Raw genomic sequence first — 20,650 nt, forward strand, 5'->3', positions numbered from 1 at the left:
GCCGCAATCGAGTACGCCCAGGCAAGGTGTTTTTCTGACAACACAGGGCAACGAAGACGCGCGTGGTTAAAGCCCCTCTCCCTGCGGGAGAGGGGTTGGGGTGAGGGTACGGTGGAGCGATGAAAATCAAACCGCCATTACCCACCGTTGCGCTCACCAACGCGCGTGCGTTACGGGCAGGGATGACAGAAGCAGAGCATGCGCTTTGGCGCTGTCTCCGCAGCAATCAGCTACAAGGTTGCAAATTCAGGCGTCAGCATCCGATTCCGCCTTACATCGCAGATTTTTGTTGCATCGAACTAATGTTGATTGTTGAACTGGATGGATCGCAGCACCCAGCATTCAGCGATCAGGCAAGGACGCGGTGGTTGCAGTCCAAGGGATGGACAGTGCTGCGCTTCTGGAACAACGATGTGTTGCTTTCGCTGGATGCGGTGGTGGAGACGATCTTCAAGATGGCCGCTGCACCGTACCCTCACCCCAACCCCTCTCCCGACGGGAGAGGGTCTTGATTCACCCCAAGCCCAGCCTTCTGCGGTCGAGGAGGAGGGGCAACATCCGGACGCGCCACCATGCACAACCAGCAGCATTACATGACCGGCTTCGGCAACGAGTTCGCTACCGAAGCGGTGCCGGGCAGCCTGCCGGTCGGGCAGAACTCGCCGCAGCGCGTGGCGCACGGGCTGTATGCGGAGCAGTTGTCGGGCACCGCGTTCACCGCACCGCGCGGCGAGAACCGGCGCAGTTGGCTGTACCGCATTCGCCCGGCGGCCGTGCATGGCAGCTTCTCCCTGATCGAGCAGTCGCAGCTCCACAACGCGTTCGGCAGCGGGCCGGTGCCGCCGGATCAACTACGCTGGAGTCCGTTGCCGCTGCCGACCGCGCCCACAGATTTCATCGATGGCCTCTACACCATGGCCGGCAATGGCGGCCCCGAGGCGATGACCGGGGTGGCCGTGCACCTGTATGCGGCCAACGCCTCCATGCACGATCGCTTTTTCTATAACGCCGATGGCGAGTTGCTGCTGGTGCCGCAGCTGGGCCGGCTACGGGTGCACACCGAGCTTGGCGTGCTGGAGCTGGAGCCGCAGCAGATCGGGGTGATTCCGCGTGGCGTGCGCTTCCGTGTCGAGCTGCGCGACGACACCGCGCGCGGCTATGTCTGCGAAAACTTCGGTGGCTTGTTGCGCCTGCCCGACCTGGGCCCGATCGGTGCGAACGGCCTGGCCAATCCGCGCGACTTCCAGACCCCGCACGCCGCCTTCGAGCAGCGCGAAGGCGCGTTCGAGCTGGTGGCTAAATTTCAGGGCCATCTATGGCGTGCGGACATCGGGCATTCGCCCTTGGATGTGGTGGCCTGGCACGGCAATTACGCGCCGTATCGCTACGATCTGCGCCGCTTCAACACCATCGGCTCGATCAGTTTCGATCACCCCGACCCCAGCATCTTCACCGTGCTGACCTCGCCCAGCGACACGCACGGCACGGCCAATATGGATTTTGCGATCTTCCCGCCGCGCTGGCTGGTGGCGCAGCACACCTTCCGCCCACCGTGGTTCCACCGCAATGTGGCCAGCGAGTTCATGGGATTGGTGCATGGCGTGTACGACGCCAAGGCCGAGGGCTTCGCACCCGGCGGCGCGTCGCTGCACAACTGCATGAGCGGGCACGGCCCGGATGCGGCAACCTTCGACAAGGCCTCGCAGGCGGATCTGTCGCGCCCGGACGTCATCGCCGAGACCATGGCCTTCATGTTCGAAACCCGCGCGGTATTACGCCCTACCCAGCAGGCGCTACTGGCCTCCCATCGACAAGGCGACTACCAGCAATGCTGGTCCGGCTTGCGTGCAGGGTTCAAGGCACCGACATCTGGCTCGGTGGACTAAGCGCGGCTAGCAAAACGGCTGCGCTCACCGCCAAGCGGGCGCGGCCGGTGCTCGGTGCGGCATGGACCACGCGTGCACTCTGGTTCTGAGTGCGCCTTCCACACAGGCCCGACGACTGCTCGCTAAGTCTCCATAGCCGCTCTAAGCGCGCCGATCAAACCGGTTTGCGCCGCCTCCAATGGCGTGCAATCGGGGCCAACGTTTCCAACGCGGACACTGCCGTGCCGTCGCCTCACCGGCACCCATTGCACGCTCACGTACATTCAGCGCAACGCAGGTGCTGGCGTGCTCTTCGCCATTGGCTTCGCATCGCCGCTGCGACGGACTGCGACGGACTGCGACAATACCAGGCAGCGTTGGTCTCGGCGATCGCCAGGAAATGACCGAGTGCTTGGAGTTCATCGCCGACATTCGCGTGCTGCGCTCCAAAATCGCATCCGCGTGCCGGCCGGCATCACGCAGCCTGCAACGCATCCGGCAGTAGCTCTTCGATCCGGGCGCGCACGCGTTGCGTATACGAAGCCGAGGTGAATTGCGGAAGTTCACGCAGCGCCGTATTGATGGCGATGCCGATCTCCGGTTCCGCGCGTGCGGCCTGCAACTGCCGGTGCAAAACCACCGCGACCGGGTTGCGCTGCAACTGCAGGATGTCGAGCAGGTACAGGCGCGCGTTGGTGGCAGCGCGACGGCGCAGGCGTTGCAGGTCTTCTTCGGTGGGCGTAGTGACTGGCGGCGCCTGGACCGCCGCAGACACTGCGGCAATCGGCATCACCGCAACCATCGGAGCGGTCGAGCGCGATGCACTGGCTGGCGCATCTTCAACGTGGGTCAGATATCCCATCGCGCAAAGTGTCTGCACCAATGCGGCTGCGTTATCGCCCAGCAACAGCGCCAGTGTCGCCAGATTGCGCTGCCCATCGGCCAGGATCAACGCACGGCGCTGCAGTAACGTTAGTGGGCTGCGGTGCGATTGCAGTGCCGTCAGGGCGAGTTCGGTCTTGCGTGGGGTCATGGCGGCAGTCCTGCGAAGCCGACAGCGTGACCGCTGCCAATGAAGCGCCGATGACATCGGTGCGACGGCAGGTAGCTGCGGCCTGCACATCGCCGCGATGCCGGCTGTGTAGGCTGGGACAAGGCCTAATGGAGCGCATTGATGACACGCAGACTGCTTGGTTGGATAGGTGTGGTGCTGGTGGTGGCCGGCTGTCATCGCGGCGACGATGTGCCTGCTGCGCAAGCGCCGGCCGATACCGCGCATGCAGCGGTCGTGTCTGCCAACGATCAGCCCGCAGACGCGGTGCCGCCGGCAACCGCTCCGCCCGGCACGTTTCCGCCGCATCTGCGCCAGGAACCCACCACGCTTGCGCGGCTGGATGGCTATGGCGACCTGCGGTTAGGCATGGACGCTGCGCAGGCGCGCGCGGCCTGGGGTGGCGAATTGCGCGGCGATGCCGCCACCGACGGAGGGTGTTACTTCCTACGCCCGCAGTGGGCCGATGACGCGCGTCGATTCGGTTTCATGTTCGAAGGCGATCACCTGGTGCGTTACCAAACCAACGAGCCGAAGGAAATCGCGCCCGGCGGCGGCAAGGTCGGCATGACGGTGGCGCAGCTGCGCGCGCTGTATCCCGATGGCTTGGACGCACAGCCGCACAAATACCTGCCCGGTGCGCAGACGCTGCGCCATGCCGATGCTGCGACGCAGTCTGCGTTGGTCTTCGAGACCGATGCCGAGGGTACGGTCAGCAGCTGGCGGGTTGGGCAGGCACCGCAAGTCGATTATGTGGAAGGCTGCGGCTGAGCTGCGCGCCACATCGTATGCCGGTGTGTGCGTGTCGCTGCAGATGCAGCCGCTGCAGCCACGGCGGAATATCACGCTGGGGTAGATGGGTGCTGCTGGCGCCAGCAGCGCTACTGACCATGGATCGGCCGTGCCCTGCTGGTTCAACCGCCGACGGGCGCCGCGGATGAACGATGTAAAGGGGACCGTGGTCGAGGTTTACCGGAGCGCTATCAACACACACTCAACGCACGGTTTTCTGCGCTCCGCACAGACGCTGTATCGCAACCCCTGAAGTAGCGTTGCATCTATCGCGGCTGCCGCAGCGTCACTGTCAGATTGCGTATTGCGTACTGAGCAAAATCGCGCACTCGCGTCACCGGTGCCGCGCGAGATCACCGCTTAGATGCAGGCCGCTCATGTTGCTTGGCGGTCTCTGCGTTCCCGCCTACATCACCTTCGGTGGCCGGCGTTGGCAGGCCTTCTTTTTCCATATCGCCGTGATTGGGTACTTCCGGGCGGTCTTCCATCATCAACGACAACGCAGCCTTGGCCATCATGTGCGCGCTGATCGGCGCGGTGATGAACAGAAACACGGTGATCAGCAGCTCGCGCGGTTGCGGGTCCACGCCCAGGAACAGGTGATACCCCACCGAGCCCAGCAGCACACAGCCCACGCCCAGCGTGCTGGCCTTGGTCGGCGCATGCAGCCGTTTGAAGAAGTCCGACAGTTTGACCAGCCCGAACGCACCGATCAGGATGAAGAAGGTACCGACCAGCAGCAGCGCGCTCAGCAGATATTCGGTGAGTGCGATCATTCGACGATATCCCGACGCAGCACGTACTTGCTCAGCACCACGGTGCTACCGAAGCCCAGCATCGCAATCACCAGCGCCGCCTCGAAATAGATCGGCGAATCCAGATACATGCCCAGCAGCATCAGTTCGGCGATGGCGGTGATGGACAGCGTGTCCAGCGCCAAAATGCGGTCGGGCACCGTCGGCCCGCGTAGCAGCCGCCATAGCGCCATCAGGATGGCCAGGCCCACCGTGTGCATGCAGATGACGATGGTCGATTCGATGAACATATGACCGGTCATGGAAAGATCTCCATCAGAGGCTTTTCGTAGCGGGTCTTGATCTCGGCGATCAACGCGTCCGGGTCGTCCAGATGCAGCACGTGCACCAGCAGGTATTTGCGGTCGTCCGACAACGCCGCCGACACCGTGCCCGGCGTGAGCGTGATCATGCTGGTCAGCGCGGCAATGCCATGGATATTGGCGATATCCAGCGGCACCCAGATAAACCCGGGATGGATGCGCGATTCCGGGCCCAGCACCTGGATGGCCACCTTGATGTTGGAACGCACGATGTCGGCGGCCACCACCAGCAACATGCGCGGTACCGAGCGCAACGAGCCGATGCGGGCGAATTCGCGGTCCAGCCGTGCAGCGAAGATCGGCACCACCACGCCCAACAGCGCGCCCAGCACCCACTGCTGCGGCCCGAAGCTGTCGCTGAGCAGCAGCCAGAACACGAAGACCATCACGCTCAGCGGCGCCGATGGAAACAGCCGGCGTTGCCACGAAACTTGTGCGGTCATGGCTGCCTCCGCTGCGGCGTGGTCGCGCGCACCTGATCCACGTAGGCACCGGGATCGCGCAGCTGCGCGGCGGCGGCATCGGTGTAGCGCATCAGCGGGTCGGCACCGACCGTCATAGCCACCAGCCCGGTCAGCAGCAGGACCGTGGCGGCGGTCTCCACCGGCCGCATGCGGCCGCGGCGCTGCGGTTGCAGCGCGGGGGTGTCTTCCACCGCCTCCGGCACGCGCCAGAACAGCCGCACGCCGGCGCGGGTCAAGCCGATCACCACCAGCAGGCTGCTGCCGAGAATCGCGCCCCAGACCGGCCCGACCAGTCCCGCGGGCACATGCTGCAACAAGGCGGCCTTGGCGAGAAATCCGGACAACGGCGGCAGGCCAGCCACTGCAATTGCAGCGATCAGGAACATCGCGCCGGGGATCGCCCGCCCCGGCAGCGGCGCCACCACTTCCTTGCGGTCGCTGGCGGTACCACGACGACGCCGGATCAGGTCCGACACCAGGAACAAGGCCGCGGCCACAAAGCTGCTGTGCGGCAGGTAGTACAGACCCGCGCCCAACGCGCCCGCATCATCGAGCGAGAAGGCGATGAACAAGGTCGCTGCCGAAAACACCACCAGATACGACACCATCACCCGCAGCCGCGATGCGGCCATCACTCCGAAGGCGGCCATCAGCAGCGTCGCAATGCCCAGCCACAGCAGCGCATGCCGGCCAAAGCCATGCAGCGCGCCGGCACCGGCGCCAAACCACAGCGACGACACGCGCAAGGTTGCGTACAGCCCGACCTTGGTCATGATCGCGAACAGCGCAGCCACCGCGGCCGGCGCACGCGAGTAGGTTTCCGGCAGCCACAGGTACAGCGGCAGCAATGCGGCCTTGCTGCAGAACACCAACAGCAACAGGCCCAACGCGGCCTTGGCCAGTGGCACGTCCTGCGCCGGTAGCTCGGCAATGCGCTGCGACAGCTCGGCCATGTTGAGCGTGCCGAACACGCCAAACAGCAGGCCCAGCGCAATCAAAAACAGCGTCGACGCACACACGTTGAACACCACGTAATGCAGGCCGATGCGCATCTGCAAACCGCGCCCGCCACTGAGCAGCAGCCCGTAGGAGGCGATCAGCATCACTTCGAAGAACACGAACAGGTTGAAGATATCGCCGGTCAAAAACGCGCCGTTCAACCCCATCAGCTGGAACTGGAACAGGGCATGGAAGTGCGGCGCGCGCCGGTCCCAGCCGGCGCAGGCATGCAGCAGGCAGGCCGAGGCCAGGATCAAGGTGGTCAACAACATCCATGCGCAGAGCCGGTCGCCCATCAGCACGATGCCGAACCGCGCCGGCCAGTCGCCGAGCAGATACACCAGCACGCCGCCATCGGCGGCACGTGCGAACAATGCAATCACCGCGGCCGCCAGCACGGCCATGCTTACCCACGCCACGCTGCGTCGTACGCGCGGCCCGTAGCGGCGGTGCTCGACGAACAGCGATGCGCACGCCCCCAGCATCGGGATCAGAATCGGCAGGATCAACAGATGATTCATCGCCGCGCCTGCCGCGTATCCACACCGGTGGCGGCATCTTCATGCGCATCCACGTGATCGCTACCGTTATCGCTGCGGCTGCGGATCGCCAGCACCAGGCTCACCGCCGTCATCGCAAAGGCAATCACGATGGCGGTCAGCACCAGCGCTTGCGGCAACGGATCGGTGTAGTGCTGCAGGTCCACCGGCACGCCGTCGCGCAGCACCGGTGGCTGGCCGCTGCGCAGCCGCCCACCGGCGAAGATCAGCAGGTTGGTCGCATACGACAGGAAGGTCATCCCCAGGATCACATCGAAGCTGCGCGCACGCAGCAGCAGATAGATCGCCAATGCGGTGAGGACGCCGATTGCGCTTGCCACTGCCAATTCCATCAATGCTGCTCCGCAGTGCGTGTCGAACGTTGGGTGGGGTCGATCTCGCCGCGCTGCGAACTGCGCGTGCGCGACGGTTTGATCGTGCCCATCATCGACAGCATCAACATCGCCGCACCGAACACCACCAGGTACACCCCGATATCGAAGCCCAGCGCGCTGGCAAGTTCCAGTTCGCCCAGCAACGGCAACGGGATGTTGACATGGCCGCTGCTCAAGAACGGCAACCCGAAGACCAGCGAGCCGGCACCGCTGAGCAGCGCGCACACCAGGCCGATGCCGATCAACCGGATGTAGTCGAAGCCGAAGCGCGACTCCACCGATGCGGCGCCCTGGATCACGTACTGCATCAGCAACGGCACCGCCAGCACCAACCCGGCGATGAAGCCGCCGCCGGGTGCGTTGTGCCCGCGCAGGAACAGGAACAGCGACACCGTCAAGGTCAGCGGAAACATGATCTGCGCCAGATCCGCCGGCACCGGCAAGCGGATCGCCGGCCCGGGCATGCGGCGCTCCGGCGCCATACGCGCGCGCCGCAACAGCGCATGCACCACCAGCCCGGCGATGGCGAACACGGTGATCTCGCCAAAGGTGTCGAAACCGCGGAAATCCACCAGGATCACGTTGACCACGTTGCGGCCATACGCCTCGGGCAAGGCGCGCTGCAGCAGTTCGCCGGCAACGGTGTGGCTGGATTGCGTCAGCAGGGTGTACGACACCGCGGCCAAGCCGGCGCCGCCCACGACCGCAATGCAGGTATCGCGGATCTTGCGCAGCCGCGCGCGCTCGGGGAGCGACTGTTCGGGCAGGTAATTCATCGCCAGCAGCATCAGCACCAGCGTCACCATCTCCACCAGCAGTTGCGTCAGTGCCAGATCCGGCGCAGACAGGAACACGAAGGTCAGGCTGACCGCCAGCCCGGTGCCGCCGAGCACCAGCACAGCCAGCAGGCGCTGCCGGTACAAGAACAGGCTGCCCAGCGCACAGGCGATCAACAGCAGCCAGACCATCCAGCCCAGCAACGGCATCGGCGTGGGCGCCGGCCAGGCCGGCAGCGCGCCGCCCTGCAGGAACGGCACCAGCGCCACCACCACCGCACTCAGCACCAGCAACATCAGCATGCGTTGCAGGCTGCCGTTGGTGATCGCGTCGGTCATGTGCGTGGTGGCGGCAAACAGCGCACGCAGATTCCAGTGGAACACGGCCTTGCCGGGCGAGCGGTTCTGCACCGCATACAGATCCAGCATGCGGCGGATCGCCATGTACAGCAGCGTGCCGCCGATCATGCCGGCGACGCTCATGGCCAGCGGCCAGTTGAAGCCGTGCCACAGCGCCAGACTGTAATCGGGCACGCGGTCGCCAAGAATCGCGCTGGCACCGGCGCGCAGCACTGGCGCCACCGTCCATGCCGGCACGATGCCGACCGCCAGGCAGATCAGCACCAGCACGTCCACCGGGATCTTCATCCAGCGCGGCGGCTCGTGCGGCATGGTCTCCAGCGCGCGCGGGCCGTCGCCGAAGAAGGTGTCGTGCACAAACCGCAGGCTATAGGCCACGCCGAGCAGGCCGGCCAGCAAGGCCGCAATACTCGCCAGTATGCGCATCAGCTGCGGCGCTTGCGTGTCCAGCGCTACCGCAAAGAACATTTCCTTGGACAGGAAGCCGTTGAGCAGCGGAATGCCTGCCATCGCCAGCGATGCGATGATTGCCAACGTACTGGTGAACGGCATCAAGCGGCGCAGATTGCCCAGCCGGCGCATGTCGCGCGTGCCGGTCTCGTGGTCGATGATGCCCGCGGCCATGAACAACGACGCCTTGAACACCGCGTGGTTGAGGATGTGGAACACGCCCGCCACCACGGCCATCGGTGTCGACAGGCCGAACAGCATCGTGATCAGACCAAGGTGCGAGATGGTGGAGTAGGCCAGCACGCCCTTGAGGTCGTGCTGGAAGATCGCGTACCACGCACCCAGCAACAACGTGATCGCACCGATGCTGGTGACGGTGTAAAAAAACAGATCTGTGCCGGCCAGTGCCGGATGCAGGCGCGCCAGCAAAAACACCCCGGCCTTCACCATCGTGGCCGAGTGCAGGTACGCCGACACCGGCGTGGGCGCGGCCATCGCCTGCGGCAACCAGAAGTGGAACGGAAACTGCGCGCTCTTGGTAAAGATACCCAGCAGTACCAATCCCAATGCGTACGGATACAGCGGGCTGGCGCGGATCACGTCGCCTGCGGCCAGCACCGCATCCAGCTGAAAACTGCCGACGATGCGCCCGAGCAGCAGCACGCCGCCCAGCAGTGCGAGTCCACCGCCGGCGGTCAGCACAAACGCCATGCGCGCGCCTTCGCGCGCATCCTTGCGGTGCGACCAGAACCCGATCAGCAGGAACGAACTGATGCTGGTGAGTTCCCAGAACACCATCAGCAACAGCAGATTGCCCGACAGCACCATGCCGAGCATCGCGCCCATAAACAGCAACAGATACGCGAAGAAGCGTGACGCGCTGTCGCGTGCGCTCAGGTAGTAATGCGCATACATCACCACCAGCGCGCCGATGCCCAGCACCAGCAGCGCGAACATCCAGGCCAGCCCATCGAGCCGCAGCGAGAACACCAACCCGATCTGCGGCAACCACGCATGTTCGCTACGGATCACCTCGCCGCGCAGCACTGCCGGCGTCAACGTGGCAAGCACCAGCAAGCCGGCCAACGGCGCGGCCGCGGCCAACCACGCAGTGATCGAACGTGGCGCATGCGCGAACAGCGCAGCGGCGGCGGCCATCAGGAACGGCAGCGCCAGCAGAATTTCCAACGGAAAAGGCATGCAGGGAACACAAGATTCGCGAGCAGGCCCGAGAGTTTAACAAAACGTTGACTGACGCCCGTGTCAACGCCGGGACTGCGCAGGCAAGCAAGCCCGGGCCAAACGGCGCGGGCATCGGTGTGAGGGACTGGGTATGCTGCGGTCATCTACATCCAGGTCGTTGCCCCGTGACTGCCGCCCATCCCGCTCCATCCACCGCTGTCTCTGCGCCGCGCGCCCTGGTTTTTGGCGGCAGCGGGCAGATTGGCGAGCGCCTGTTGACCCGGCTGTTGAGCCGCGGCTGGCAGGTGACGGCATGGTCGCGGCAGCCGCGCGCGGCGCGCTCCGGGTTGATCTGGCGGCAAGGCGATCTGGCCGTGCCGGCAGCCGCGGGCGAGGCGTTCGAGGTGATCTTCAGCTGTGGACCGCTGGACCACTTCGCCCGCTGGTATGCCGAAAACCCGGTGGCCGCACCGTGCATCGTGGCGTTCGGCTCCACCAGCGTGGAGGTCAAGGAGCATTCGATCGATGCGGCCGAGCGCGACGTGGCGCAGCGGCTGGCGCATGCCGAACAGGCGCTGTTTTCTGCAGCCATGGCGCGTGGCGCTACCGCCACCGTGCTGCGCCCGACCCTGGTCTACGGTGCCGGACGCGACAAGACACTCACCCAGATTGCCGGCCTGGCGCAGCGCACCGGCGCCTTCGTGCTGCCCGCCAATGCCACTGGTTTGCGTCAGCCGGTGCATGTGGACGATCTGGCCAGCGCGGCGCTGGCGGTGGTCGGCCAAGCGGCGACCCAGCAACGCAGCTACGCAGTGGGCGGTGGCGAAGTGCTGGCCTACACGCAGATGGTGGAACGGGTGCTGGAGGCGCTGCCACGGCCGGCGCGGCTGTATCAGGTGCCACCGAGTCTGTTCGGGTTGGCGCTCACCGCAGCGCAGCGCCTGGGCCGCCTGCGTGGCATGAACGCCGCGGCGCTGCAACGCATGCGCGACGATCTGGTATTCGACCTGGAGCCGGCACGTCGCGATTTTGGATACGCCCCGCGTGCGTTTCGCCCGTTGCCGGAAGAGCTCGGTATCGGCGAGTAAGGCAGGGCGTGCGTGTGCGCGTCGGGGCAGGGCGCAGCAGGGCTGGATGTGCACGCCTAAATGTGTGCGCCTACATCAGACCCCTAGGTGCACCTGAGATTCGCAAAGCGAGCCGTCGCCGCACTCAGTAGCGCCACCCCAACTGCCGATACACCTTGGCCAACACCCAGATCGGCCCGATCAGCAAATAGGTCAGGTCGGTCAGAAAACTCGGCTTGCGGCCTTCGATCTTGTGGCCCACAAATTGCCCGATCCATGCCAGCACGAACACCGACAATGCGATGGCGAACAATCCGCTCAGCCCGACCCGGCCTTCGATCAACCGGCACAGGCAGCCGAAGAAAAAGAAGATGCCCAGCATGCCCAGCCCGAGCGGGCGCGACAGGCGGTTGTAATACGACCACGCCGCAAACATCGACAGCGCCGCCCATACGCCACTGCTGAACCAGGTGCCGCCCACCGGAATGCACCACAGCAGGCCCACCACCGACCACAGGATTGCCGGTACCGCGACCACGTGGATCAGCTGATTGGTGTCGTTGCGGTGATCGTCGGAATAGCTGGCGAAATAGCGCTCGATCGGTCGCGCGGTCGTGGTGCGTTCGGTCATGTTCCCTCCCAGGAATGACCCAAGCATACGCGTGCGAACGGCCGCAGTGGCACTACGCCGGTCACCGGACCCCACCACGCCCCAATGGCGTGGGGAGGCACGGACAGCATCAGTTGACCGACACCGCACTCCAGGCGGCGGCCACCGCGCGGTACTGGGTGGAGGTGCCGCCATACAGATCGGTGGCCGCACTCAACGTCGCCCGACGTGCGGCCGCATAGTTGCTGGAGGAGGTCATGTAGACCGTGAGCGCGCGATACCAGATACGGCTGGCCGCGGCCCGGCCGATCGCCGTCAATGCGGTATTGCCGTTGCAGACCAGCCCGGTCGGGGTCACGTTGTAGCTGGTGCCTGCGCCGAAACCACTCGGCACTACTGCGCCTTCCGCCAACAGATAGTAGAAGTGGTTGGCCACACCGGAGCTGTAATGCACGTTGAGCGAGCCGATGCCGCTGCGGTAGCAGTCCGGCGAATCGCCATCCAGGCTCGGCTTGAACATATAGCGCAATGCCAGTGTGCCGCTGCTGTTGCCGGGGATGATCTTCTCGCCGATCAGGTAATTGCCAGGCTCGGCCGGGTTGTTGGCGTAGTACTCCACCATGCTGCCCATGATGTCGGAGGTGGCTTCGTTCAAGCCACCGGATTCGCCCGAATACACCAGCCGTGCCGAGCGGCTGGTCACGCCATGGGTCATCTCGTGGCCGGCCACATCCACCGACACCAGTGGCGTGAATGTGCTGCCGTCGCCATCGCCGAAGGTCATGCAGAAGCAGCTGTCCTGCCAGAACGCGTTGTTGAAACGACTCCCGTAGTGCACACGGCTGCGCGCACCTGCGCCATCGTTGGCGATGCCGCTACGCGCATGCGTGGTGCGGAAGTAGTCCCAGGTCAACGCCACGCCGTAATGCGCATCCACCGCTGCCGTCACTGTATCGCTGCTGGCGCCGCTGCCCCAGGCGTTGTCGGCATCGGTGACCAGCGTGCCGTTGCCGGAGGTGCTGTTGCGTAGATTGTAAGTCGCACCACCACCGCGGCTCAGATCGGTCAGCTCATACCCGCTGCTGCAGCGTGTGGTCGACAAAGCAACGCTGCCCGCATACAGCGAGCGCCCGGTGCCGGCCGCACTGGTGCCGCCTGCGCATGCGGTATGCACCGTGTCCCAGGATTCGAGGATGCGTTGATCGGCCGCATCGACGATGTAATGCATTTCGGTGGGCGTCTGATCGGGTTTGATGCCGCTGTAGATCACCTCATACACCAATCGCGGTGCGCCTTGCCGCGCGTACAGCGCAAGGCTGGCGTGTGGCGCGGCAACTGGCGGCACATCGAACTGCACACCTGCCACGCGCAATGCGGTGGCCGCATCGATGCCCGGCAGCAGGCTCGGACGTAGGTTGGTGTCCATGGTTTGGCTCAACTGCCGCATCACGCCGCGCCGCGAATGCACCACCACATCGCCGCCGATGATCGGCAAGCCCTGATAGGTGCGATCGAAGCGCACATGCTCGGTGCCATCGGCATCGACGATGCTGTCGCGCGCGATAAAGGCATCGGCCGGTGCACGATTGGCCAGCGCTGCGGCGTTGTTCCCCAGCAGGGACTGCGCGCGCGATACCGCCGCAGTAGTTGATAAATCCGCAGCCCTAGCGACAGCAGAAAACGATAGCGCGCAGCAGATTGCCGCGCCCAGTACATGGAATTGCATGACGACTCTCTCCAGAAAACGTGCAATGCAAAGACCGGCGGCACCCCCCCCCCGACAGCCGGTCGCCGATGGCACCTTGGGTGCCGGCAGCTACGCTTGCACAGTCTCGAATTGGACAGTAGTAAAAATTACGGATGTATTGCGTTTTGTGCGCCCGGCCACTTTGCGCTGCGGCCCGCATCGCAGAGATGTGCTTGGCCCATTGCACGCAGAGCTCCCGCAGCCTTGCGTCCGCGCAATCTCTCTGTCGTGCTCAGCAGATTCCGTGGATTGATGCGCCGACATGCGGGTTGTGCGGCAGACAATCACGGTGAATGACGCGACCGCATGAAGTCAGCAGTCAAAGGCATGAGATCTCACTTCTACCCGAGTGCATAAACCGTTGTGCAGGTAGAAGGCAGATACAAAAAAAGCCGGCCATACAGGCCGGCCGGCTTTTTCGTGCAGCGCGAACTCAGCGGCCGCCGATGGCAACCTTCTGCTGCTCTTCGTGCGCCTGTTGCTGCTGCGACTGCCCGGACAGCAACTGCGCGCTGGTCTGCTCCAACGGCGGGGCAGGCTGGTTCAGATCCACCGCTGCACGGAACCCTGGCGTGGTCCCCATCACGAACGCTTTGCCGTCCTGCACCGTCACGCTTTGCAGTTTGTCTGCGCTGTCGATGCCGTTCTGCTTGGCCTGCAAGGTGACGTTGGCCGCGGTCTCGTTGGAGATCATGCTCGGCAGCTTGCTGCGAATCGCGTTGTGCAACGCATGGTCCGGATGCGATGCATCGTTGAGCGACGGACCTTTCGGCGCTGCAACTGGAGCTTCAGCCGCTTTGGCCGCAATCTGCGCCGCAGGCACCGACAACGCAGCCCGCGTATCGCGGCCGACGACACCGTCCTGCTGCAGCCCATGCTGCTTCTGGAATGCCATCACCGCCTCGCGCGTGTTGTCGCCAAAGCGACCATCCTCGGCAAGCCGATTACCCTGCGCATCGCGTACGCCAAGGCGGTTGAGATCCTGCTGCAGCTTGCCGACATCGCCACCCTGCTCGCCGTGACGCAGCGTGCCATTGCCGGCCGGTGTGGCTGGCTGGGATTGACGAGCGCCGGACTCCTGCTGATGGCCCTGATTCCAGAACGTCTCAGGACTGGTCAGCTTGCCGTTGGCATCGCGCAGTTGGTAATGCACATGCTGCGCGTACTGGCTGTTACCGTTCGGGCCGCGTCCACCCATCGTGCCGATGGCATCGCCCGCGGACAGCGTCTGACCTTCTTTCACCTTGAGTGCGTCCAGATGCAGGATCTCGTGCGAGTTACCCTGCGCATCGCGAATCTTGACGGTGCCGTAGTTGCCGCCTGCGAAGGTGACGGTCCCGGAGACCGGCGCATGCACGGTCGGATGCTGCAAATTGCGGCCTGTCTGGCCACCCTGGTAGTTGAAGTCGGTCCCGCCGTGCGGCCCGTGGCTGCCGCGGTGCTCGCCATAATGACCAGTGATATGCGGATCGGTACGGCCTTGACCAGGCAGCATGCGCTCCATCGTTTGCTGAAAATTGCTGCGGGCGCCATGGCTGGGTTCGGCCTGGTGCATCGCTGGTGCCGGTGCCGGCCGGTCCACCGCATTGCCCTGCGTCTGGGCAAGGCGCTGTTCGACAAACTGGGTGTAGTTGTCCAGATGCGGGGCAATCTCGCGCCGCGACAGCGCAAGGCCACCATAATCCTTGCTGGGACCATCGTGGTGATATTTGTAGATGTAATCCTCACCCTGGCCGCGGCTGCGCGCAAGGTCGCGGTTATCGACGAAATGTTGCACCAATGCCTGCGACTGCGTTTGCACGTCGAAGCGGTTGGACGCGTTGACGCCATAATGCGCGCCAGTGCGGTCAATGAACTGACCCAGGCCCGAGGCAGAGGTCGTGCCCGCAGCGGCATCCGGATTGAAGCCTGATTCAACGCGGGCGATGGCAAGCACGTAAGCGGTCTCGCGCGCGGAAAGCCCGGCATCCCGCGAGGAATCGATCAGGCTGTCGATCACTCTGGATTGGGTCTGTGGACTGGCATCGCCCCAGCGCCGGGACTCGCCGTGCAGCCGGCCATCGGTGCTGTCGATGGGCTCGCGATAATGGCTCCAGGCTTTGATTCTGTCGCTGCTGTATCCAGCGCCGCGGGGCTGGACCATATCGGTGTAGATCGTATCGTCGGTCATGATGTGCGTTCCTTTCTATGAGACAGATTCTTCCGTGTCGGGGGTGTTGCTCCATGTACTGCGTACTTCATTGGCGATGCACCACATCCGTGACGGTGCATGCGCATCGGTTGCTCCAATCAAGACTGGAACGGTAATAGCTCGGGGTGCTTCAGCCCCAGCTGTTCAAGCATGTGTTCGTACTCGTCGTTGTTCGGACTCTGCTGGCCGTCCTGTTCGAGAAGCGGCGGGGTGGCGTGATTGAGCAGTTTCCCTGTGGCGTCGTAGAGGAAGAACCACTCGCAGAATTCGCAACCATAGGGCAGCTCGCCATACTGGACGACAGCGTAGGCGGTTCCCTTGCCATCTTCCGCACAGCCGATCCCGACCGGCGTGTATTCCGCCATCTCCGCAGGTACCGCCAAGGTCTGGCGTTGGCCCTCGCGTTCCATGTCCACCCGTGTCTTGGTGGACGTTGCGTCTTGTGAAGGCAGTGCGGTCAATTGCAGACGCATGCCTCGGCATTCCTTGATCATGTCGTTTTGTCCTGGTCGGACCGCGTCCGCTGAAACAGCAGGTTGGGGAGTGGGCGACGCCGCCGCTGGCGCGCTTGGGGCACTCGTTGCGGACATCGGTTTGTCGCCGCAGGCGGACAGGCACAGCGTCGCAGCCAGCACAGGGAACAGAAACATGTCACGTCGCATCGGTTGGCCTCCTTGGAGGTCTCATCAAAGTATCTCGCCCCTGTGCCCATTCCATCGGAACGCCTGCCGGCGGTTGACGTCGCGTCGGAAGTCGCGTCAACGCGTCCGTCTGTGACGTCCGCCGCGTGGGTTCTACCGGCCTGCCGAGTTACAGCGACTGGTCGTCCACCTTGACCAGCGTCCAGCACGGGCGCTGCGCGAAATGGTAGACCTGCTGATCGTCGGTGTTCGGGGTGCGAACCATCACCTGGCGACCGCCAGCGTCCTCGGACACGACGACTTCGCGGCCGCCGTTGCGGACAGCGTCCAGGTTGGGGATGACCGGCCACTCGACCTTTGCGAGCGGGACCTCGCGCGTCACCGGTGCCGGCTCGGGCTGCGCCTCCGGGTCTAGCTGGACCATGCTGAGCGGATCGGCGGTGGCCTTCTCCTGCACAGCGATCTCCGCACTGAAGCGCTTCAAGAACGCGGAGAAGTCGGCCTCCGGGCAACTCGCTGCCGGCGCCGGCGCGGTGGCTGCGACGGTGGTCGCGGGCGCGGCGGCTGGTGGCGAGCCTGAGGCCGCCGGCGGCGCCTGTGCGGAGCAGGCCGCAAGCGCCAAGCTCACTACCAGAGCGGTCAGGGTAGTACGGTCACTAGCCAATGGGATCCTCCTGATCGTGTCGGGGCAGCATGCGCGCGGCGAGAGTCTATCGGCGGCGCGGTTGTCGTGTGTGAAAATCCTGCAGTCGGAGCATCGGCGCCAGTGAAGAGGCTGCGCAACGCCGCGAGCACGCAGGCGTGGTTTCAAGGGATGCGGCCGTTCCGACACGGCGCGCAGGCTCCGCTGATCGAACCAGTGCGTCACCGGGACCATCTGTCGGCGCACGTGCGCATTGCGGTTCTCTCAGCATCCCCGATGTGCGGAACGTAACTTAGAGCGGCTGACAAACCTCCTGTGCTTACCACCAGGCGAGCGCGGCCGCTGCTCGGTGCAGCGTGTACCACGCGGCTATTCCGGTGTTGGGCGCGCCGTCCACACCCGCCTGACGACGACGCGCTACGTTTCATAAACCGCCCTAAATCCCGTTCGAAAAAACGTCCAGCGCATCTGCATCGACCCAGCCCTGTGCACAGTCGCCGACATAGCGGCCCTGCGCAGCGGGTCGACAGGCCGCGCCGCCCGTTGGCTTCAAACGTTTGATCGGCCTGTCGCCATACGTGTCACACAGCGTCGCGTTCTTGCACGCAGCGACACTGCTCGCCGGGATCGCGATCACATAGTAATAGCGCAGATTCTGCCCGGTGCGGGCGATGCCCTGGACGCAGACGAGTTGACCTTGCGTCAGGCGGGCAGTGGCGGTTGCGGTGCTGCCCATGGCTGGAACGGTATCAAGTATGTCTGCGCCCGTTGCAAGTGCGACGCCTGCGAAGAATCCTATGTCACCGCAGTCCGGTAACAGCTCCACATCATAAAAATCGCCTGCATCGATATTGCCTGCCGTGCAGCCGTGCCGGAGAGTGGATTGGCACACGTTACGCCGCTTGCCTTGATCATCGCTGCGAATGGCTGACCGACAGCAGTCACCGCTGCAGGTGCTGCGGGTAAGGCGCGTGCTGCGGCCTGCGTAGCAATCGGCTCGTCAGCGCTGCATGCCATCGCTGCGAACAACAGCGCAGGCAGCATGACGCAAGGCAATGGCGTGAGTCGGTTGTTCGAGGGATGCGGCATCGTCAAAACCTGGCTGCTGGATGTGATCACTATTGCAACAGGCCGCTGGGAGAACTCTCACACATCATCAAACGCGCGCCATGTCGTGTTTCAAGCGCGCATTACCGATCGATGCATTACCGGTCTCTCCAGCGCCGACTCCGATAATCGACGACCGCAAAAAACCAAAGCCCCGCACTCGGGGCTTCAACGCATCAATCGACTGAAATACCCGCCAGCCGCTGTAGCGCTTCGGCATATTTGGCACGTGTGCGGTCGATGACATCGGCCGGCAGGCTCGGGCCCGGTACGGTCTTGCCCCAGTCCAGCGTCTCCAGATAATCGCGCACAAACTGCTTGTCGTAGCTTGGCGGGCTGGTGCCCACTTCGTACTGATCGGCCGGCCAGTAGCGCGACGAATCCGGGGTCAGCATCTCGTCCATGATGTACAGGCGGCCATCGGCGTCGGTGCCGAATTCGAACTTGGTGTCGGCCAGCAAAATGCCGCGTTCGGCGGCAAAATCCGCAGCGAAGCGGTAGATGCGCAAGGTGGCATCGCGCACGCGTTCGGCCAGTTCGGCGCCCACGGTTTTGACCATCGCATCGAAGTCGATGTTTTCGTCATGGTCGCCCACGGCGGCCTTGGTCGACGGGGTAAAGATCGGCTCGGGCAGTTTCTCGGCCTGACGCAGGCCGTCGGGCAATTCGATGCCGCTGACCTTGCCGGTGCGCTGATAGTCCTTCCAGCCGCTGCCGATCAGATAGCCACGCGCGATCGCTTCCACCGGTACCGGCTTGAGCTTGCGCGTGACCACCGCACGTTTGGCGTACAGCGCCGGGTCCACACCCTCGGGCAGCACCTGCTCCACCGCGATGTTGACCAGGTGGTTGGGCATCAGGTGTTCGGTCTTGTGGAACCAGAAATTGGAGACCTGGCACAGCATCTCGCCCTTGCCGGGAATCGGGTCCGGCAACACCACATCGAACGCGGACAGGCGGTCGGTGGCCACTATCAACAGATAGTCGCCGGGCGGTGCGTTGGCGGGCAGGCGGTCGCGGGGAATATCGAAGACATCGCGGACCTTGCCACGATGACGCAACGGCAGGCCGGGCAGATCGGATTGCAACAGCGTGGTCGACACAGGCACTCCTAAGGACGTCGCTATGACGCTGTCCCCGGGACCCGGCGGGCCCGCGGGTGGGCAGCGGGCCGCGTAGTGTACGGCGCTTCGGCGCGGCCCGCTGGATTTATTGGGCACCGCCGTGCACAGGCTGTGGAGGGCGCGTCAGCCAAGCCGGGCGGGCGTTCGGGTAAGATCGCCAGCCCGCCTTGCCGCCCCCCATTGCTCATGTCCTGGTACGGAAAACTGCTCGGCGCATTGGCCGGCGCCTTGCTGTTCCGCGGCGCGCCATTTGTGGGGCTGATGATCGGCCTGGCCATCGGGCATGCAGTGGATGCCGGCTGGTTCAAGCGGCGCGAGGAAAACCCCTATGAAGCCTTGGGGCTGGAGCCGGACGCCACCACGGCCGAGATCGATCTGGCCTATCGCCGGCTGATGTCGCGCTACCACCCGGACAAGGTGGCCAACGCCGAGCCGGAAGCGCGCCGTCAGGCAGAGAAAAAGGCCAGCCAGATCAACGCCGCGTACGACCGGATCCAGCGGCTGCGCAAGCGCTGAGTGGATGAGGTGAACGCATTGCGCGTTCAGCAGGTCGCAGTAAGCAGGGCCGCTGCCCATCCCAAACAGAAACAGCGCCACCCAGGCCGAGCCCAGGTGGCGCTGCCGTTAGCCCTGTATCAGAAGCGATACGTCGCCGTCAGCCGCACTGCATTGGTCGAAAAGTCGGTGTCGGTGCGACGCAGGTCGGTACCGGCTGGATTGACCAGCAAGAAGGGGTTGGTGGCCGGCGCGGTGCCCGGCCCGACGCGCACGCGGGTGTCTTCGTCCTGCAGGCGGGTGAACAGATATTCCACGCCCACCGAGACATGGTCGCTCAAGCGACGCTGTAGCCCGACGCCGGCCTGGTAGCCGTCGGCGCTGTCGCCGCCGCTGCCTGTGAAACTGTTGGCGGTGTTGCTGCTGGTAAAGCTGTGGTCGAACTCGCCGCGCGCCACGCCGGCGGTGAAGTACGCCAGGTAATCGCCCTGCGCACCGAACGCATAGCCGATCCGGCCGCGCAGCGCAGCGGTACGGTTGAGCTGGCGGGTGAAGGTGTACAGCGCAGGCGTGGTGCTGAAGGCGCTGACGCTGTCGCGGATATCGTTGCGGGTGTACTCGGCCACCACGCCATAGACCCAGTTGCCGGCCTGCCAGTCGTAGCCCAGCCGCGCTCCGTATTCGGCGCCGCCCTTGTCCTTGCTGCAGCCGCTGGCCGGCGTGCGCCCGGCGGCCGCGCCACCGCAAAAGCCCGGCGAAAACGCATTGGCGCCGGTGGTAGTGCTGACCTGGTCGCCGTCGCGGCCATCCAGGTTGGTATCGAAGCCGAAACGGCCGCCGGACACGCCGGCAGGATCGGCACCGCCCACATTGGCGCCAATGGAGAAACCGGACCAGTCGGCCGGGCCGGTTTGTGCCCAGGCGGAGGGAGCGAGGGCCAGCAACACCATGGCGGCGGAGGCGAGCGGGGTGGTTTTCATGGAATCTCCTCAAGTCGGGCGCAGTACGCCGGTCAAGTGCATACGCAGCTGGGTC

General features: G+C 64.6%; 20 protein-coding genes and 1 other RNA gene. 6 read left to right on the forward strand and 15 right to left on the reverse strand.

What is annotated here, in order from left to right:
• Nucleotides 1-119 precede the first annotated feature (119 nt).
• From ACCQ06_RS02720 to ACCQ06_RS02730, 3 genes are all read left to right on the forward strand, one after another.
• Nucleotides 120-512: an endonuclease domain-containing protein gene (locus ACCQ06_RS02720; RefSeq protein ID WP_316690061.1), complete on the forward strand. Its 393-nt coding sequence runs from the start codon at nt 120-122 to the stop codon at nt 510-512.
• A gap of 60 nt (nt 513-572) precedes the next feature.
• The gene (hmgA, locus tag ACCQ06_RS02725) at nt 573-1,886 is read left to right on the forward strand and encodes a homogentisate 1,2-dioxygenase (protein ID WP_316690062.1); all 1,314 of its coding nucleotides are present in this window, start codon (nt 573-575) and stop codon (nt 1,884-1,886) included.
• A gap of 61 nt (nt 1,887-1,947) precedes the next feature.
• Nucleotides 1,948-2,024: non-coding RNA, sX9 sRNA (locus ACCQ06_RS02730), on the forward strand.
• A 316-nt stretch (nt 2,025-2,340) separates the two neighbouring features.
• Here the strand turns inward: ACCQ06_RS02730 and ACCQ06_RS02735 are convergent.
• On the reverse strand, nt 2,341-2,898 hold the full coding sequence (locus ACCQ06_RS02735; RefSeq protein ID WP_316690063.1) for a hypothetical protein: 558 nt from the start codon (nt 2,896-2,898) through the stop codon (nt 2,341-2,343).
• 141 nt (nt 2,899-3,039) lie between these two features.
• On the opposite strand from ACCQ06_RS02735, the gene ACCQ06_RS02740 reads away from it, so the two are divergent.
• The gene (locus ACCQ06_RS02740) at nt 3,040-3,687 is read left to right on the forward strand and encodes a lectin (protein ID WP_372364981.1); all 648 of its coding nucleotides are present in this window, start codon (nt 3,040-3,042) and stop codon (nt 3,685-3,687) included.
• Nucleotides 3,688-4,061: 374 nt separating this feature from the next.
• Here the strand turns inward: ACCQ06_RS02740 and ACCQ06_RS02745 are convergent, their stop codons facing one another.
• From ACCQ06_RS02745 to ACCQ06_RS02770, 6 genes are read right to left on the reverse strand one after another with little or no spacing between them, the layout of a single operon-like run.
• Nucleotides 4,062-4,484: a Na+/H+ antiporter subunit G gene (locus ACCQ06_RS02745; protein ID WP_104614342.1), complete on the reverse strand. Its 423-nt coding sequence runs from the start codon at nt 4,482-4,484 to the stop codon at nt 4,062-4,064.
• Nucleotides 4,481-4,765 (reverse strand): K+/H+ antiporter subunit F, encoded by a 285-nt coding sequence (locus tag ACCQ06_RS02750; RefSeq protein ID WP_055853273.1) that lies wholly within the window; start codon nt 4,763-4,765, stop codon nt 4,481-4,483. Before ACCQ06_RS02750 ends, ACCQ06_RS02745 begins: the two co-directional genes overlap by 4 nt.
• Nucleotides 4,762-5,268 (reverse strand): Na+/H+ antiporter subunit E, encoded by a 507-nt coding sequence (locus ACCQ06_RS02755; RefSeq protein ID WP_228322922.1) that lies wholly within the window; start codon nt 5,266-5,268, stop codon nt 4,762-4,764. Before ACCQ06_RS02755 ends, ACCQ06_RS02750 begins: the two co-directional genes overlap by 4 nt.
• Nucleotides 5,265-6,809 carry a monovalent cation/H+ antiporter subunit D gene (locus tag ACCQ06_RS02760; protein ID WP_316690064.1) on the reverse strand — a complete coding sequence of 515 codons (1,545 nt, stop codon included), beginning with the start codon at nt 6,807-6,809 and terminating at the stop codon, nt 5,265-5,267. The genes ACCQ06_RS02755 and ACCQ06_RS02760 overlap by 4 nt, the downstream gene beginning before the upstream one ends.
• Nucleotides 6,806-7,180 carry a Na+/H+ antiporter subunit C gene (locus tag ACCQ06_RS02765; RefSeq protein WP_316690065.1) on the reverse strand — a complete coding sequence of 125 codons (375 nt, stop codon included), beginning with the start codon at nt 7,178-7,180 and terminating at the stop codon, nt 6,806-6,808. The genes ACCQ06_RS02760 and ACCQ06_RS02765 overlap by 4 nt, the downstream gene beginning before the upstream one ends.
• Entirely contained in the window at nt 7,180-10,008 is a 2,829-nt protein-coding gene (locus tag ACCQ06_RS02770) for a monovalent cation/H+ antiporter subunit A (RefSeq protein WP_316690066.1), read from the reverse strand. The genes ACCQ06_RS02765 and ACCQ06_RS02770 overlap by 1 nt, the downstream gene beginning before the upstream one ends.
• Nucleotides 10,009-10,175: 167 nt before the next feature.
• Between ACCQ06_RS02770 and ACCQ06_RS02775 the strand changes: the two genes are divergently transcribed.
• Nucleotides 10,176-11,078 carry an NAD-dependent epimerase/dehydratase family protein gene (locus ACCQ06_RS02775; RefSeq protein WP_316690067.1) on the forward strand — a complete coding sequence of 301 codons (903 nt, stop codon included), beginning with the start codon at nt 10,176-10,178 and terminating at the stop codon, nt 11,076-11,078.
• A gap of 124 nt (nt 11,079-11,202) precedes the next feature.
• Here ACCQ06_RS02775 and ACCQ06_RS02780 read toward each other — a convergent pair whose 3' ends face one another.
• The 7 genes from ACCQ06_RS02780 to ACCQ06_RS02810 form a co-directional block, all read right to left on the reverse strand.
• Entirely contained in the window at nt 11,203-11,688 is a 486-nt protein-coding gene (locus tag ACCQ06_RS02780) for an Mpo1 family 2-hydroxy fatty acid dioxygenase (protein ID WP_316690068.1), read from the reverse strand.
• A 109-nt stretch (nt 11,689-11,797) separates the two neighbouring features.
• Nucleotides 11,798-13,393 carry a M4 family metallopeptidase gene (locus ACCQ06_RS02785; RefSeq protein WP_316690069.1) on the reverse strand — a complete coding sequence of 532 codons (1,596 nt, stop codon included), beginning with the start codon at nt 13,391-13,393 and terminating at the stop codon, nt 11,798-11,800.
• 454 nt (nt 13,394-13,847) lie between these two features.
• Complete coding sequence (locus ACCQ06_RS02790) at nt 13,848-15,584, reverse strand: peptidoglycan-binding protein (RefSeq protein WP_316690070.1); 1,737 nt, start codon at nt 15,582-15,584, stop codon at nt 13,848-13,850.
• A 119-nt stretch (nt 15,585-15,703) separates the two neighbouring features.
• Nucleotides 15,704-16,255 (reverse strand): hypothetical protein, encoded by a 552-nt coding sequence (locus tag ACCQ06_RS02795; protein WP_316690071.1) that lies wholly within the window; start codon nt 16,253-16,255, stop codon nt 15,704-15,706.
• Nucleotides 16,256-16,415: 160 nt separating this feature from the next.
• Nucleotides 16,416-16,910: a hypothetical protein gene (locus ACCQ06_RS02800; RefSeq protein WP_316690072.1), complete on the reverse strand. Its 495-nt coding sequence runs from the start codon at nt 16,908-16,910 to the stop codon at nt 16,416-16,418.
• Between the two features lie 415 nt (nt 16,911-17,325).
• A complete protein-coding gene (locus ACCQ06_RS02805) occupies nt 17,326-17,625 on the reverse strand; it encodes a hypothetical protein (protein WP_323706873.1) in 300 nt (99 codons plus the stop codon).
• A gap of 547 nt (nt 17,626-18,172) precedes the next feature.
• Nucleotides 18,173-19,099: a phosphoribosylaminoimidazolesuccinocarboxamide synthase gene (locus tag ACCQ06_RS02810; protein ID WP_316690074.1), complete on the reverse strand. Its 927-nt coding sequence runs from the start codon at nt 19,097-19,099 to the stop codon at nt 18,173-18,175.
• A 207-nt stretch (nt 19,100-19,306) separates the two neighbouring features.
• Here ACCQ06_RS02810 and ACCQ06_RS02815 point away from each other — a divergent pair, with 207 nt between their 5' ends.
• Nucleotides 19,307-19,636, forward strand: coding sequence for a J domain-containing protein (locus ACCQ06_RS02815; protein WP_316690075.1), 330 nt, complete (start codon nt 19,307-19,309; stop codon nt 19,634-19,636).
• Nucleotides 19,637-19,755: 119 nt separating this feature from the next.
• On the opposite strand, the gene ACCQ06_RS02820 is transcribed toward ACCQ06_RS02815, so the two are convergent.
• On the reverse strand, nt 19,756-20,595 hold the full coding sequence (locus tag ACCQ06_RS02820; RefSeq protein ID WP_316690076.1) for an outer membrane protein: 840 nt from the start codon (nt 20,593-20,595) through the stop codon (nt 19,756-19,758).
• Nucleotides 20,596-20,650: the final 55 nt, after the last annotated feature.

Origin of the sequence: Xanthomonas sp. NCPPB 4467, from assembly GCF_041475665.2 — a bacterium.
In the GTDB taxonomy this organism is placed as follows: Bacteria; Pseudomonadota; Gammaproteobacteria; order Xanthomonadales; family Xanthomonadaceae; genus Xanthomonas; species Xanthomonas dyei.